At 52.4% G+C, this 12,767-nt stretch carries 14 protein-coding genes; all 14 read left to right on the top strand.

All coding sequences use genetic code 11. The features are described from left to right. The first annotated feature begins 322 nt into the window (after positions 1 to 322). Positions 323 to 1,642 (top strand): sulfite dehydrogenase, encoded by a 1,320-nt coding sequence (soxC, locus tag AC4FIC_RS09870; RefSeq protein WP_100257704.1) that lies wholly within the window; start codon positions 323 to 325, stop codon positions 1,640 to 1,642. Beyond that, positions 1,626 to 2,588: a c-type cytochrome gene (locus AC4FIC_RS09865; RefSeq protein ID WP_476194922.1), complete on the top strand. Its 963-nt coding sequence runs from the start codon at positions 1,626 to 1,628 to the stop codon at positions 2,586 to 2,588. Before soxC ends, AC4FIC_RS09865 begins: the two co-directional genes overlap by 17 nt. A gap of 45 nt (positions 2,589 to 2,633) precedes the next feature. Continuing rightward, positions 2,634 to 2,975: a sulfur oxidation c-type cytochrome SoxX gene (soxX, locus tag AC4FIC_RS09860; protein ID WP_227003668.1), complete on the top strand. Its 342-nt coding sequence runs from the start codon at positions 2,634 to 2,636 to the stop codon at positions 2,973 to 2,975. 11 nt (positions 2,976 to 2,986) lie between these two features. Next, a complete protein-coding gene (soxY, locus tag AC4FIC_RS09855) occupies positions 2,987 to 3,445 on the top strand; it encodes a thiosulfate oxidation carrier protein SoxY (protein ID WP_100257707.1) in 459 nt (152 codons plus the stop codon). A 20-nt stretch (positions 3,446 to 3,465) separates the two neighbouring features. Next, positions 3,466 to 3,765: a thiosulfate oxidation carrier complex protein SoxZ gene (gene soxZ, locus AC4FIC_RS09850; protein ID WP_100257708.1), complete on the top strand. Its 300-nt coding sequence runs from the start codon at positions 3,466 to 3,468 to the stop codon at positions 3,763 to 3,765. Between the two features lie 22 nt (positions 3,766 to 3,787). Continuing rightward, entirely contained in the window at positions 3,788 to 4,651 is an 864-nt protein-coding gene (gene soxA, locus AC4FIC_RS09845) for a sulfur oxidation c-type cytochrome SoxA (protein ID WP_273284257.1), read from the top strand. 11 nt (positions 4,652 to 4,662) lie between these two features. Then, complete coding sequence (locus AC4FIC_RS09840) at positions 4,663 to 4,980, top strand: SoxAX-binding protein (protein WP_100257709.1); 318 nt, start codon at positions 4,663 to 4,665, stop codon at positions 4,978 to 4,980. 86 nt (positions 4,981 to 5,066) lie between these two features. Continuing rightward, positions 5,067 to 6,815, top strand: a complete 1,749-nt coding sequence (gene soxB, locus AC4FIC_RS09835) for a thiosulfohydrolase SoxB (RefSeq protein WP_100257710.1) — start codon at positions 5,067 to 5,069, stop codon at positions 6,813 to 6,815. 86 nt (positions 6,816 to 6,901) lie between these two features. Then, the gene (locus AC4FIC_RS09830; RefSeq protein ID WP_273283889.1) at positions 6,902 to 7,738 is read left to right on the top strand and encodes an alpha/beta hydrolase; all 837 of its coding nucleotides are present in this window, start codon (positions 6,902 to 6,904) and stop codon (positions 7,736 to 7,738) included. Beyond that, complete coding sequence (locus AC4FIC_RS09825) at positions 7,728 to 8,222, top strand: thioredoxin family protein (RefSeq protein ID WP_158524370.1); 495 nt, start codon at positions 7,728 to 7,730, stop codon at positions 8,220 to 8,222. Before AC4FIC_RS09830 ends, AC4FIC_RS09825 begins: the two co-directional genes overlap by 11 nt. After that, entirely contained in the window at positions 8,219 to 8,692 is a 474-nt protein-coding gene (locus AC4FIC_RS09820) for a DUF302 domain-containing protein (RefSeq protein WP_273283891.1), read from the top strand. The genes AC4FIC_RS09825 and AC4FIC_RS09820 overlap by 4 nt, the downstream gene beginning before the upstream one ends. A 184-nt stretch (positions 8,693 to 8,876) precedes the next feature. Beyond that, entirely contained in the window at positions 8,877 to 10,217 is a 1,341-nt protein-coding gene (locus AC4FIC_RS09815) for a DEAD/DEAH box helicase (RefSeq protein ID WP_100257714.1), read from the top strand. Between the two features lie 118 nt (positions 10,218 to 10,335). Then, the gene (locus tag AC4FIC_RS09810; protein ID WP_100257715.1) at positions 10,336 to 12,009 is read left to right on the top strand and encodes a flagellar assembly protein A; all 1,674 of its coding nucleotides are present in this window, start codon (positions 10,336 to 10,338) and stop codon (positions 12,007 to 12,009) included. Positions 12,010 to 12,022: 13 nt separating this feature from the next. Beyond that, the gene (locus AC4FIC_RS09805) at positions 12,023 to 12,427 is read left to right on the top strand and encodes a CBS domain-containing protein (protein WP_100257716.1); all 405 of its coding nucleotides are present in this window, start codon (positions 12,023 to 12,025) and stop codon (positions 12,425 to 12,427) included. Positions 12,428 to 12,767: the final 340 nt, after the last annotated feature.

The raw sequence follows: 12,767 nt of genomic DNA, 5'->3' as shown, positions 1-12,767 counted from the left end.
CTTGCCGGTCCAGCCAAGGGATTAATAGTTGCGAACTTAGACACCAAATACCGTTTTTGTTAGATCCATTTATTAATTTCCTGCCTGTAAATCGCCTCCGAAATTCTATAGTAATCAACGCCTCCCTTGCTGGGCGGGGTGTTACGACTATATTTGATGCAATTTTATTAGAAAAATCTAATTTATATTCTTATTACTTATACTCCAAGCCTTTCTTATGAATATTCGATCGTATGGTTCGAGTAAAAGTCTGTTAACCTCATAGTTGAAATAGAGCTATGCATATAACAAATAAGAATAATGAGATTTTATAGGAGAATCCATGGCCGGCTTTAACAAAACAGACGAACTAGGGTTATTAAAGCGCCTCCACAGCGATGGGGAGCAGCTTACCGGTTCCGACCGCCGCGGCTTCCTGAAAAATGCCATGGCCATGATGGGCGGCGCCGCCGGTGTCGCATTAGCGCCATCGGTACTTGCGAGCGATAACCTGCCACCCAATGTGCCCAGCTGGACACGTTCGCTCGGTACTGGGGTGGTCACCCATCCCTATGGCATGCCCTCCAAATACGAAGCCGATGTGGTACGCCGCACTGTGCCTTGGTTGACCGCCGACCCGATCTCATCGATCAGCTTTTCGCCGATACACAAGCTCAAGGGCATCATCACGCCCAACGGCCTGGTCTTCGAGCGCTACCATGCAGGCGTGCCGACCATTAATGTCGAGGAACATCGCCTGATTATTCACGGCCTGGTCGATCGACCGCTGATCCTGACCATGGATGATCTACGTCGCTTTCCGAGTGTATCGGAAATCAAGTTTCTCGAATGCCCCGCCAATGGCGGCATGGAATGGCGCGGTCCGCAGATGGAAGGTCTGCAATTTACCCACGGCATGCTGTCCTGTTGTGAGTGGACCGGGGTTCGCTTGTCCACCCTATTGGCCGAGGTCGGCGTGCAGTCAGAAGGCAAATGGATTCTGGCCGAAGGTGCCGATGGCGCCGCCATGTCGCGCAGCATTCCATTAGAAAAGGCGATGGATGACACCATCATCGTCTACGCTCAGAACGGCGAACCGTTGCGGCCGGAGCAAGGTTATCCAATACGCATGCTCAACCCAGGTTGGGAAGGCAACACCAGCATCAAGTGGCTGCGCCGCTTAGAGATTGGTGACAAGCCTTGGTACCAGCGTGAAGAGACGTCCAAATACACCGACCTAATGCCCGATGGCCGCGCGCGCGAATTCACCTGGGTGCAGGAATGCAACTCCGTTATCACCTCGCCCTGCCCGGAGAACCCCTTTAAGGGCAAAGGCTGGTATGAAATTGAAGGACTCGCCTGGACCGGCAAAGGCAAGGTCAAGGCGGTCGATATCTCCTTTGATGGCGGCGTTACGTGGCGGCCTACCCAGCTTAAGGGTCTGGTCCTATCGAAAGCACTGACGCGTTTTTCAATTATGCATAACTGGCAAGGCGAACCGCTGCTATTACAGAGTCGCGCCATCGATGAAACCGGCTATGTCCAGCCGACCTTGAGTCAGTTGCGTCAATCGCGCGGGGTGAACTCTATTTATCATAAAAATTCCATCCATACTTGGCAGGTTACTGAAAGCGGGAGTGTCTTCAATGTCCAACTTTCTTAAGGGTCACCACCTAGCATTGTTTCTTACCCCCATCCTATTGGCATCGTCGTTCGTCAACGCCGACACCCTAAACCTGGGCCGCACCCCCACCCCGGCCGAAGTGGCCGGTTGGGATATAGACGTGCGACCGGACGGTTTGGGCTTACCCGTCGGCCAAGGGTCGGTCAGCGATGGTGAGTATCTCTACGACGAAAAATGCTCCTCGTGTCACGGCATCTTTGGCGAAGGCGAAAAACGCTGGCCGAAACTCGCCGGCGGCAAGGGTACGCTGGCGGATGATCGACCGGATAAGACGGTCGGCAGCTATTGGCCCTATGCCTCAACACTCTGGGACTATATTCATCGCGCCATGCCCTTCCCGGCACCGCAGTCCCTGGAGACCGATGAGGTCTATGCCATCACGGCTTACGTGCTGTATTTAAACGAAATAGTTGAAGAAGAGTTCGTTCTTAACGAGAAAAATTTGGCGGCAATCGTGATGCCCAATGCCGGCAATTTTTATCGCGACGATCGCCCCGATGCCGCCAACCCGCGCTGCATGGCCGACTGTAAAGACCCAGCCAGCATCCAAGTCGTTGCCTCGCTCACCGGCATCACACCGACCGATCACTTCAAGGAAGACGGTAACGATGGCGTCGCCTATGAAGAGCCCGCGATCGAAGAGGTCGAAACTTCGACTCTGACGGCGGCCGCTCAAGCAGGCCAGGCTACTTACCAACAGGCCTGCCAAGTGTGTCATTCGTCCGGTATGGCCGGCGCACCCATTCTCGGCGACAAGGCCGACTGGCAGGAACGACTGGCTAGCGGTATGGAGACGGTCTATGACCATGCCATCAACGGCTTTCAAGGTGCCAAGGGGATGATGCCGGCCAAAGGTGGGCAGACTCAGCTGAGCGATGAACAGGTGCGTAATGCGGTAGATTTCATGGTGGAAAGCAGCCGATAACCTGCGGCGGCTTTCTTATAACAACAACAAGAAAAGGTGGAGAGAATGAAAGTAAGACACTTAGCAATCCCGCTCCTGGCTTTCTTAATGTCGGCGCCCACCTGGGCCGGCACGGTGGAAGTGGAAAAGGGTAAAGACGTCGTTTATACCCGCACCAAAGGCAACTGTATATCTTGTCATATGATGCCGGGTGGTAACTTACCAGGCAACTATGGTCCACCGCTGGTGCAAATGCAGGCACGGTTTCCCAAGCAGCAGGATTTATTCGACCAAATCTACGACGCTCGCGTCAAAAACCCACTCACTATAATGCCGCCCTTCGGTGCTCATCGCATGTTAAGCGAAGACGAAATCAATTGGCTGGTTGAATACTTGTATACGTTGTAAGAGGAAAAAACATGAATCAATCTCGTCGACAATTTATGACACGTGTGGGCAAATCGGTCGCCTTTTTGGTGGCTGTGGTCAACTTGCCGCGTGTCGTTTGGGCCAACTGGAGCGCCAGTGCTTTTGCCGCTACCGATCTGGACACTGCCATCGTCGAACGCTATGGCAATTTGGCCATCGCTGACAGTGATGCCATTCAACTTAAAGCACCATCGATCGCCGAAAACGGCGCGGTTGTGCCTATTTCGATTGCCACCACCCTGGCAGCCAAGAGCATCAGTGTTTTTGTCGAAAAGAACCCATCTCCGCTGAGCTGCTCTTTTAACATTCAGCCCAGAATGAACACTGATGTTTCAGTGCGGATCCGCATGGGCGCGACGTCTAACCTTATCGTACTGGTTGAAGCAGACGGCAAATTGTATCGCACCAGCCAAGAAGTCAAAGTCACCATTGGCGGCTGCGGCGGTTAACACAAATCAGGGGAACTCGTATGAAAGTAAAAGCAAGTGCACGTAACGGCTCGGTTATAGTTAAGACCCTTCTGGCACACCCAATGGAGACCGGTCGACGCAAAGATGGCGACGGCAAACTGATTCCGGGTCACTACATCACCGAAGTAGAAGCTAACCACAACGGTGAGCGCGTTTTTCACTGTGAGTTGGGACCGTCCGTATCGAAGGATCCCTACCTGGCCTTTTCGTTTCAAGGCGGCAACAGCGGCGAGACTTTTACTATGTCTTGGGTCGATAACAAGGGCGAAAACGAATCTACCGAGGTCGAAATTCGTTAAACCCATTGAATGGAGAGCGGTTATGTTTACAACAAGAATTCAACTGACCCTCAGCTTGACTGTCGCCACATTAGTGGCCTCCGCTTGTATGCCGATGAGTAAAAAAGCCGGCATGGATTACCCCGCGTTAGTTCAAGATGATGTCACCACCTTTCAGGCGTTTTTTGAAAAGCGTTTCCCGGACACCGAAAAAGCTGACTACATCAATGGCGTGTACTCCATCGATGCCGATGCTCGCTCGCAGTGGGAGTCATTAGAAGAATTTCCACCCTATGAGCTGAGTGTTGACCAAGGCAAGGCCCTCTATGAGACGCCCTTTGCCAACGGCAGTTCTTACGCTACCTGTTTTGGTGATGGCGCGGTTCGCAGCCAATATCCTTACTACGACGAAGACCGCGCGATGGTGATCACGCTTGAGTTGGCGATCAACGAATGTCGCACAGCCAATGGTGAAAAAGTACTCAAGTATAAGAAGGGTGATTTAGCTAAGGTCTCTGCTTATATGTCTTTTGTCAGCCGTGGTCAGGCGATCAATGTCGATGTTGCCAGCGAAGGGGCCTACAACGCCTATATGGACGGCAAGGAATTTTTCTATTCCAAGCGCGGCCAGTTCAATATTTCCTGTGCCGACTGTCATATGCGCGCCACCGGCTTCTATCTGCGTGCCGATGTACCGTCTCCAGGACTGGGGCAAACGTCCCATTTCCCAACCTTCCGCACCAAGTGGGATGCCCTGGGTACGCTGCACCGTCGCTATGGCGGCTGTAATGAAAACATCCGCGCCAAAGCCTTTTCGGCCCAATCACCTGAATATCGCAACTTGGAATATTTCCAAACGGTGATGTCCAATGGTTTGGTCTTTAATGGCCCCGGTAGCCGAAAATGAGGAGCGCTAGCATGATAAATATAAACACCCTGTTGTCGAGCCTAGTGCTCAGCCTGATGCTCGCTCTGAGTGGCTTGGCAAGTGCCGCAGAAGCGACCAATGCCACGCAGATGATCGCTGAGGCTGAGGTAATGAATAAGGCCGCCGGCGAAATCGGGTATGAATGGCGGGATACCGCCAGTTATATCGCAGACGCCAAGAAAGCTCTGGCCGATGGCCAAGAAGATCAGGCCTATCAATTGGCCAATGAGGCTTATGAGCAAGCCAAGCTTGCACTAGAACAAGGCAAGCTTATGCGTGAAAACTGGCAGCAGTATATTCCCATGTAGCAACTAATCGGTTCGGCAGCGCTTGGTTGTCGAACCGGTCTTGTACCACCAAATTGTTTACCATCCCTAACCAATGGAACACTCCTATGCAACTGTCTCGTCGTGAATTTTCTCGTCTTTTAGGGTTAGCCGGCGCAGCGGGCATCTTGCCGGGCTGTATCAGCCTGGGCCGCGCCAACGAGGATTTATACCAGGTACCCAACAGTGGCGATGTCCGACTGTTGCATATGACCGATACCCACGCACAATTGATGCCGGTTTATTTTCGCGAACCGACCGTCAACCTGGGCTTTGGCGCTGCCTATGGCCGGCCGCCCCATCTGGTGAATGATGCCCTACTAAATTACTTCGGTATTGACGCCCAAAGTCAGTTGGCGCATGCCTATACCGCATTGGATTTCACCAACGCCGCACAGATGTACGGTCGCGTCGGTGGCTTTGCGCATTTAAAGACCCTGATCGATCTGATGCGCGGTGAGTTCGGCGCCAATAAGACGCTCCTGCTCGATGGTGGCGACACCTGGCAAGGCTCCGGCACCGCCCTGTGGACCCGCGGGCGCGATATGGTCGATGCCTGTAACCTGCTCGGTGTCGATGTTATGACCGGACACTGGGAGTTCACTTACAACGACGCCGAAATCAGAGACAATATCGCCGCCTTTAACGGTGACTTTATTGCGCAAAACGTTAAGGTGAAAGAAGACGCCCTATTCGACGGTGCCGAGGCTTGGGATGAGTTTAGCGGTCACGCCTTTCAACCCTATGTGATCAAGGAACTCGGTGGCCGTCGTGTCGCCGTGGTTGGCCAGGCCTTCCCCTATACGCCCATTGCCAACCCACAACGCTTTATTCCCGATTGGACTTTCGGCATCAATCCGCTCGACTTGCAAGAATTGGTTGACCAGATTCGCAGCACCGAAAAGCCCGATGCGGTGGTGCTGTTGTCGCACAATGGTATGGACGTCGACCTGAAATTGGCCGCCGATGTCACCGGCATCGATGCGATCTTAGGCGGGCACACCCATGACGGTATCCCAGCCCCGATCGAAGTCAAAAATAAGGCCGGCATAACCCTCGTCACCAACGCTGGCTCCAATGGCAAATTTTTGGGTGTGTTGGATCTGAAGTTTGGCGCCAGTGGTATCGACAGCTATCAATATCGTCTGTTGCCGGTATTCTCCGACTACCTGCGGGCCGACCCGACTATGAGTCAATTGATCACCGACATTCGCCAGCCCTACCTGGCCCAGCTGCAGCGTCCGCTGGCCAAGTCCGATGATCTGCTGTACCGCCGCGGTAACTTTAACGGCACCTTCGATCAGGTTATCTGTGATGCCTTACGGGCCGTCAACGACTCCCAAATATCGCTCTCGCCGGGCTTCCGCTGGGGGACCACGATCTTGCCGGGCCAGACCATCACCATGGAAAATGTGCTCGATCAGACCTGTATCACCTATCCGGAAACCTACACTCGGATGATGTCGGGCGCCGATCTGAAGCTGATTTTGGAAGATGTCGCCGATAACCTCTTTAATGCCGATCCCTATTATCAGCAAGGCGGCGATATGGTGCGCTTGGGCGGCATGGATTACCGCATCGATCCGACCGCCAGCATGGGCAAGCGGATCGACAATATGCGCCTCGATAACGGTACTCCTATCGACGCCAGTAAAGAATATAAGGTATCGGGCTGGGCCACGGTTGGCTCCCAGTCTGAGGGCGAACCCATTTGGGATACCGTCGCTACCTACCTGCAGGACCAGCAGACAATTGCACTGAAAAAGATCAATACGCCCGAATTGCGTAATGTTCCCTCTAACCCAGGCTTAGCATGATGCGCTATGCCACTTTATTTGTAAGTGAGTCAACTATGCTAATCCGTGTCGCTAGTTTGTTATGCTCTGTTCTAGCCAGTCTAGTAATGTCGAGTTGGGTCTCTGCCGAACCGGTACAGATTCGTCACGATGGGCTGCGCTTAAACGCCAACTATGAAAACGACGATGCCGCGCATGAAAAGCCCGTTATGGTGATTCTGCATGGCACTTGGATGCACCACGATACCGAACTGCCGACCTACCTGCAGGATCTGGCGACCTATGAGGGCTATTCCAGCCTGAATCTGAGTCTCAGCCTGGGTATCGACGATCGCAAATCGTTTATGAATTGCGAAACCATGCCGGTAGTCGGCAGCCATCAACAGGCAGTGGAAGAACTCAAGGCCTGGTTCGATTGGCTGGGCACTCAGGGACACACGAAATTCGTCTTGATTGCGCACTCTCGCGGCGGCGCTCAGGCGTCTTTGTTTTACCAAACCTATCATTACCCTGGCCTCGAACGCTTAGCGCTGATTGCCCCAGCCACCTATGAACAGGCTCGCGTGACGAAAAGCTTCGAAAATCGGTACGGCAAGTCCTTAGCCGAACAGGTTAGCTTGTTTCAGGGTCTGGACAACCAGGTTGAGCCCATTACCGAAGCGGCCGTGCTCTACTGCACCTTCGCCAAAGTCTCAGCCGAAGCCTTTTTGTCCTATTATCTGCCGACACCGAACAAACATACCCCGAGCCTGATTGCCAAGATCGACATCCCGACACAAATCTTCCTCGGCAGCGAAGACCCTCTGTCGGACCGGTTAATGGAATATCAGTCGGAATTCATCAACAATCCGCTCATCTCAACCCATTTGATCGAGGGTGCGGACCATTTTTTCCGCGATCTTTATTCCGATGAACTGTTTGAGGCAATACTGGATGATCTCTAGAGCAATCTTTAAACCGCTGGCCGCGCTGAGCACCGCTGTGCTGCTCAGCGTCGGCGCCTGGGCCAGCAGCGACCTGATCTTTGCCAAGGCCGACTTTCCGGCAGCCCTGGGTGCGATGGCCGCCGAGGGCAAACCACTGGTGCTCTATGTCGCGCACTCAACCTGCCCCTATTGCAAGCGACTGGAACGTGAGGTGATGCCCGCGGTGGTCAATACCCTGGCGTATCAGCAGGCCATTAGCTTGCAAAAGCTGGTCTGGGACGATACAACGCCGGTGCGCTGGCGCAATGATGAAATGATTACGCCGGACGATCTGGTAACCCGCTATCGGGTTATTGCGACGCCTACGATCCTATTTCTCAATGCCCAAGGCGAGGAAGTGGCCGAGCGTATCGAAGGCTATCGCGATGCCGATTTTTACTGGTATTACTTTGATCAGAACATTGACAACGCACGCCAAGCGCTGCAGTCGGGTGGCCAATGATCCGTATCCTATTGTTCAGCTTAGGGCTGTTACTGAGCTCTGTTTGGAGTCAAGCCGAAGCGCTCTATAGCCAAGAAGGCCCCTCGTGGGTGTTCAGTACCGACAGTGACTTCATCAGCACGCGCGACAACCTAGTGTTTGCGATTGAATCGCGCGGCTTGGTGATTTCCTACATTTCGCATGCCGGTGCTATGCTAGCGCGCACCGCGCAGGCTGTTGGTGTGACCACACCGGTCTATCAGGACGCCGAAATACTGTTGTTCTGTAAGGCCGATCTATCCCACGCCCTAGCCGCCGCCAACCCTCACAACATCACGCTTTGCCCCTATGCCATCGCGGTCTATAGCCTGACCGGACAGGCGGATCAAACCTTTATCGCCATCCAGCAGCCCTTCAGCGCAGAACCGGCCACAGCGCCGATTACCGAGTTGTTGATGGGTATTATCGATGAGGCGTTGGACGGCTTTTAATGCCCTGAACGCAGACTGTCCGATGCGTCCGTCAGCCCTGACGAACGGCACGGTTCAGGCCCCTCTCGGGCCTTAAGCGCCTGCCTACATGAATCCCATCTGGGCTGACTAAATGTCAGCCACTTGTGTTCAAACCTGTTAAACTGCCAGTCTCTAACCTTCGCACCCTTTTGAGGCTTTCTCTTTGTTCGAAACATCCAATCTTCACCCTAAGCTATGCGCCGCCTTTGTTGATCTGAAATGGACAAAACCAACCGAAGTGCAGGCCATCAGCCTGGAACCGGCCTTGGCGGGCAAGGATTTACTGATCAGTGCTGAAACCGGCAGCGGTAAAACCGGGGCCTACCTGATCCCGGCCTTGCATCACATCATGAGTGAGACCAAACCCAACGCCTCGGTACGCCTGTTGATTCTGGTGCCCACTCGGGAACTGGCACTCCAGGTGAAAAAAGACTGCGAAGCCCTATGCCGCTTATCGAGTATCAAATCAGTCATTATTCGCGGTGGTCAAGAATTCCAATATCAGGCATCGTTGCTGCGCCGCAACCCAGAAGTAGTGATCGCTACACCAGGGCGCCTGACCGAACACCTAGAGAAAGGCACGGCAGACTTTTCCGATGTCGAATTTTTGGTCCTAGACGAATGCGACCGTATGCTCGACATGGGTTTCCGCGAGGAGGTGCTGGCCATCACCAGCAAATGCACCGGCAAACACCAAAACCTATTGCTATCGGCAACATTGAAGCACAAGGGTGTCGCCACAGTGGCTAAATCCTTGCTGCACGAGCCTGAGTTTATTAAAGTAAAGAATGAGATACTGCAACAAAGCATCGAACAGCAGGTTATTTTCAGCGACGATGTTAAGCACAAAGAGACACTGGTGCATTGGTTATTGACCAATGAAACCTTTGAGAAGGCGATTGTCTTTACCAAGACCCGCGTCCAGGCCGAGCGTCTGGGTAATGTATTGCGCTATCACAAGCTCAAGGTAAATAGCCTGCACGGCGAAGTCGAGCAAGACACACGCAACAAGATTATGGCCAAGTTCCGCGAAGGCGCGGTAGATGTGATAGTCGCAACCGATTTGGCGGCACGCGGCTTGGATATTGATGGCGTCGACCTGATCATCAACTTCGATATGGCGCAAAGCGGTGATGAACACGTCCATCGAGTGGGTCGAACCGGACGTGCCGGGCGCAGTGGTTTGGCCGTCAGCTTGGTCAACTCGCTCGACTACTCGCTGATGTCAAGCATTGAACGGTACTTGAAGCTGCACTTTGAACGACGCCTGATCGGCTCCTTGAAGGCCAAATATACCGGCCCAAAAAACCTCAAGGCCAATGGCAAGCCGGCCGGCAGCAAACAGAAGAAAAGCGCCGACGGCAGCAAGAAAAAGACCGCGAAAAAATCGCTGCGCAAGAACCTCGGCAAGCGCAAAGGTAAGGAAATGCCAACCATAAACCAACCGGAATCGGGTGGTCAGCTGCCAATTAAAAAGAAGAAACTGAACCACGCTCCCGAGTAACTTAGGGCGCGCGACGGTGAGACAGTTCGTCGCGTGATAGGCAGCTGCTTAACGCATTTTTGATACACACTGGCCAACTCAGAAACGCCTTATTCCAATTTCAGTTAGCAGGAATGTTATGACCGAAAACAACACAGATCGCACACCCAGAAACGTTGCTTTTTCTATCGAGGTGGATGAAGAAACTGGCACTGTATTCGGGATTTTGGTCGCCAGCGATGAGCGCTCAAAACTGACGCGGCCAGTCGTTGATGAAGCACTGTCCAAAGCCGGCGTATTCCATTGGGCCAAAGAAGGCCGTGTAATCAATATTTTGATTAGTAACTTTAAGCGGCAAAAACCGTGTCGCCTCGCTATCGCCTTGCGCAAACATGCGAGCTTCGAAGTGACCCTGAGCCCCGACAACATGGAGGCCTATATCGATGTAGTGCCTGCGCAAGGGGGCACGGGCCTCACAGTGGAGGATATGAACAGTGAATTAATGGCCAATCTAGTAGCCGCTGAGCGCATTGATCAAGACGCCCTGAATGCGGTTATGGCCTCTCCATCAGCAGAGCGGTTTACTGTCGCGCTCGGCAGAGCCGCAGTTCAAGGGATCGACACCCAGTTCGTCACTTTGGTGGCGGAACATACCTATGCCGAGGCCGAGATTGTGGTAGACCAATACGGCAGTGTCGACCACTTGGCCGGCAAGATCTATGTCACCGTTGAACCGCTAGCCCCAATAGTTGAACGGGTTGCACCGAAAGACGGCAAGGATGGTTTCGATGTTTTCGGCCAAGTCTTAACCTCTAAACCAGGCGAGCAAATCCTTTGGGCAGATAAAATGCCCGGCACGCTTTTTGACGAAAACAATCCAGATATTTTGGTTTCTGAGATTACCGGCCATCCGGTCTTTTTTAAAGACGGGGCACGTGTAGATGCCAGCCTAGAATTTGAAAAGATAGACGTAACCACGGGTCATGTCACCTTCGATGGCTCGGTATTTATAAAAGGCGATGTCCGCGCCGAGATGAAGGTTGAAGCGACTGGTGATGTCTTTGTTAAGGGTGTCGTCGAGCGGGCCACTGTAAAGGCAGGTAGCGACATTACCGTGGCCGGCGGCATTCTTGGCGACATCAATATGGAGGTGCCGGAGGACGGCCTGCCAGTGTACGAATGTATCCTCGAAGCCGATGGGTCGATTGAGGCCAAGTATGTCAACCTCGCTTGGTTAACCGCAGGTGACGACATCAGCGTTCGGGAATACGTTTTTAACTCCAAACTCAAGGCTGGCAATAACGTCGCCATCGGTCAAAACGGTGGCAAGGGCAAATTGGTTGGTGGCGAAACCCATGCGGTTGAATCGGTGATCGCTAAGACGCTGGGCAGCGAAGCCTATAATATCACCAAAATAAGTCTCGGCTCGTCCAAAAGCATTATCGATACCTTGGAAAAACTCGATTTCATTCGCGAACAACGTGCCAACCAGGCAAAAAAATTACGCGAACTGTTGCCACCACCGGAGTCTGACGACGACGAGCCGATCGAGCGCAGTGACGACGAATTAAATAAAATTCAAAAAATTGAAAGTACGCTGCTAAAGTTAAAAGATGATATGAACGAAATTGATCGACGTCGAAAGCAGGCCGTTCTCGGTGAAGACGCCGATCCACAGCCATTTATCGGGGCAACTTCGGCCTGCTACCCAAACTGTTATCTAAATATCAATGGTGTCAGAATGCGGGTCACAACAGAACATAGGGCCATTGCCTATGAGAAAAAATACTCAAAATTAGTTACCAAACTATAGGACATATGGGTCAATGAATATAACTGAGATCATGACAGTTGATGTAACCAGGGTTTCGCCTCAAAACACCTTGCGTGATGCCAAGGAGATACTCGACGCCGCGCCCTTTCACCATTTGCTGGTGGAAGAAGATGGTAAACTGGTTGGGATCATTTCACACCAAGACATACGCGATCAAATCGCCGAATTTACCCTCAATAGCACCACCATGGCGTACCCGGAATTCGAGTCGACTATAAAAGTGGCCGACATTATGGCGACCGATATGTTGATGATTGATGTCGACACCCCGATCGATGCGGCATCCATTTTAATCCTAGAAAACAACATCAGCTGCTTACCGATCGTCAATGCCAAAATGGCTATTGAAGGCATTGTCACCTGGAAGGATTTGCTGAAGTATTTCGTTTATCTGTAACGCTTAGAGGACAGTAGGTTTATAAACAACTTCAAGTTTAATCACCGCGCTCGAGCGTCGGATGTCTAGTGACATCCCTTATAATAGCAGCTCGACTAGATCGCAACCTTAGCCACCGAGTCCACGCTTGCCAACTCAAGCCTAACCAAACCCCATTTAATCACACCGAATGCTCAAAGCCTTACACTGTTATATCGGCCTGAAAGTAAAGCCAAGCTAGCTCGTTACTCGTCGACGCTGGCAACACCCTCATCATAAAAAAGTACAATGCTGACAATTTAAAAGCATTGCAAGCTGCTCTGCAGGTCGATAGGTCGATAGGTCGATAGGTCGATAGGTC

The organism is Reinekea sp., from assembly GCF_982785585.1.
Note: the sequence above shows the minus strand (reverse complement) of the source record. Positions and strands in the feature narration are given on the sequence as shown.

Excerpts from the sequence above, each read along its gene's own strand:
- soxC (WP_100257704.1), top strand. The coding sequence starts at position 323 with ATGGCCGGCTTTAACAAAACAGACGAACTAGGGTTATTAAAGCGCCTC.
- soxB (WP_100257710.1), top strand. The coding sequence starts at position 5,067 with ATGCAACTGTCTCGTCGTGAATTTTCTCGTCTTTTAGGGTTAGCCGGC.
- AC4FIC_RS09830 (WP_273283889.1), top strand. The coding sequence starts at position 6,902 with ATGTCGAGTTGGGTCTCTGCCGAACCGGTACAGATTCGTCACGATGGG.
- soxX (WP_227003668.1), top strand. The coding sequence starts at position 2,634 with ATGAAAGTAAGACACTTAGCAATCCCGCTCCTGGCTTTCTTAATGTCG.
- soxY (WP_100257707.1), top strand. The coding sequence starts at position 2,987 with ATGAATCAATCTCGTCGACAATTTATGACACGTGTGGGCAAATCGGTC.
- AC4FIC_RS09840 (WP_100257709.1), top strand. The coding sequence starts at position 4,663 with ATGATAAATATAAACACCCTGTTGTCGAGCCTAGTGCTCAGCCTGATG.
- soxZ (WP_100257708.1), top strand. The coding sequence starts at position 3,466 with ATGAAAGTAAAAGCAAGTGCACGTAACGGCTCGGTTATAGTTAAGACC.
- AC4FIC_RS09820 (WP_273283891.1), top strand. The coding sequence starts at position 8,219 with ATGATCCGTATCCTATTGTTCAGCTTAGGGCTGTTACTGAGCTCTGTT.
- soxA (WP_273284257.1), top strand. The coding sequence starts at position 3,788 with ATGTTTACAACAAGAATTCAACTGACCCTCAGCTTGACTGTCGCCACA.
- AC4FIC_RS09825 (WP_158524370.1), top strand. The coding sequence starts at position 7,728 with ATGATCTCTAGAGCAATCTTTAAACCGCTGGCCGCGCTGAGCACCGCT.
- AC4FIC_RS09865 (WP_476194922.1), top strand. The coding sequence starts at position 1,626 with ATGTCCAACTTTCTTAAGGGTCACCACCTAGCATTGTTTCTTACCCCC.
- AC4FIC_RS09805 (WP_100257716.1), top strand. The coding sequence starts at position 12,023 with ATGAATATAACTGAGATCATGACAGTTGATGTAACCAGGGTTTCGCCT.
- AC4FIC_RS09810 (WP_100257715.1), top strand. The coding sequence starts at position 10,336 with ATGACCGAAAACAACACAGATCGCACACCCAGAAACGTTGCTTTTTCT.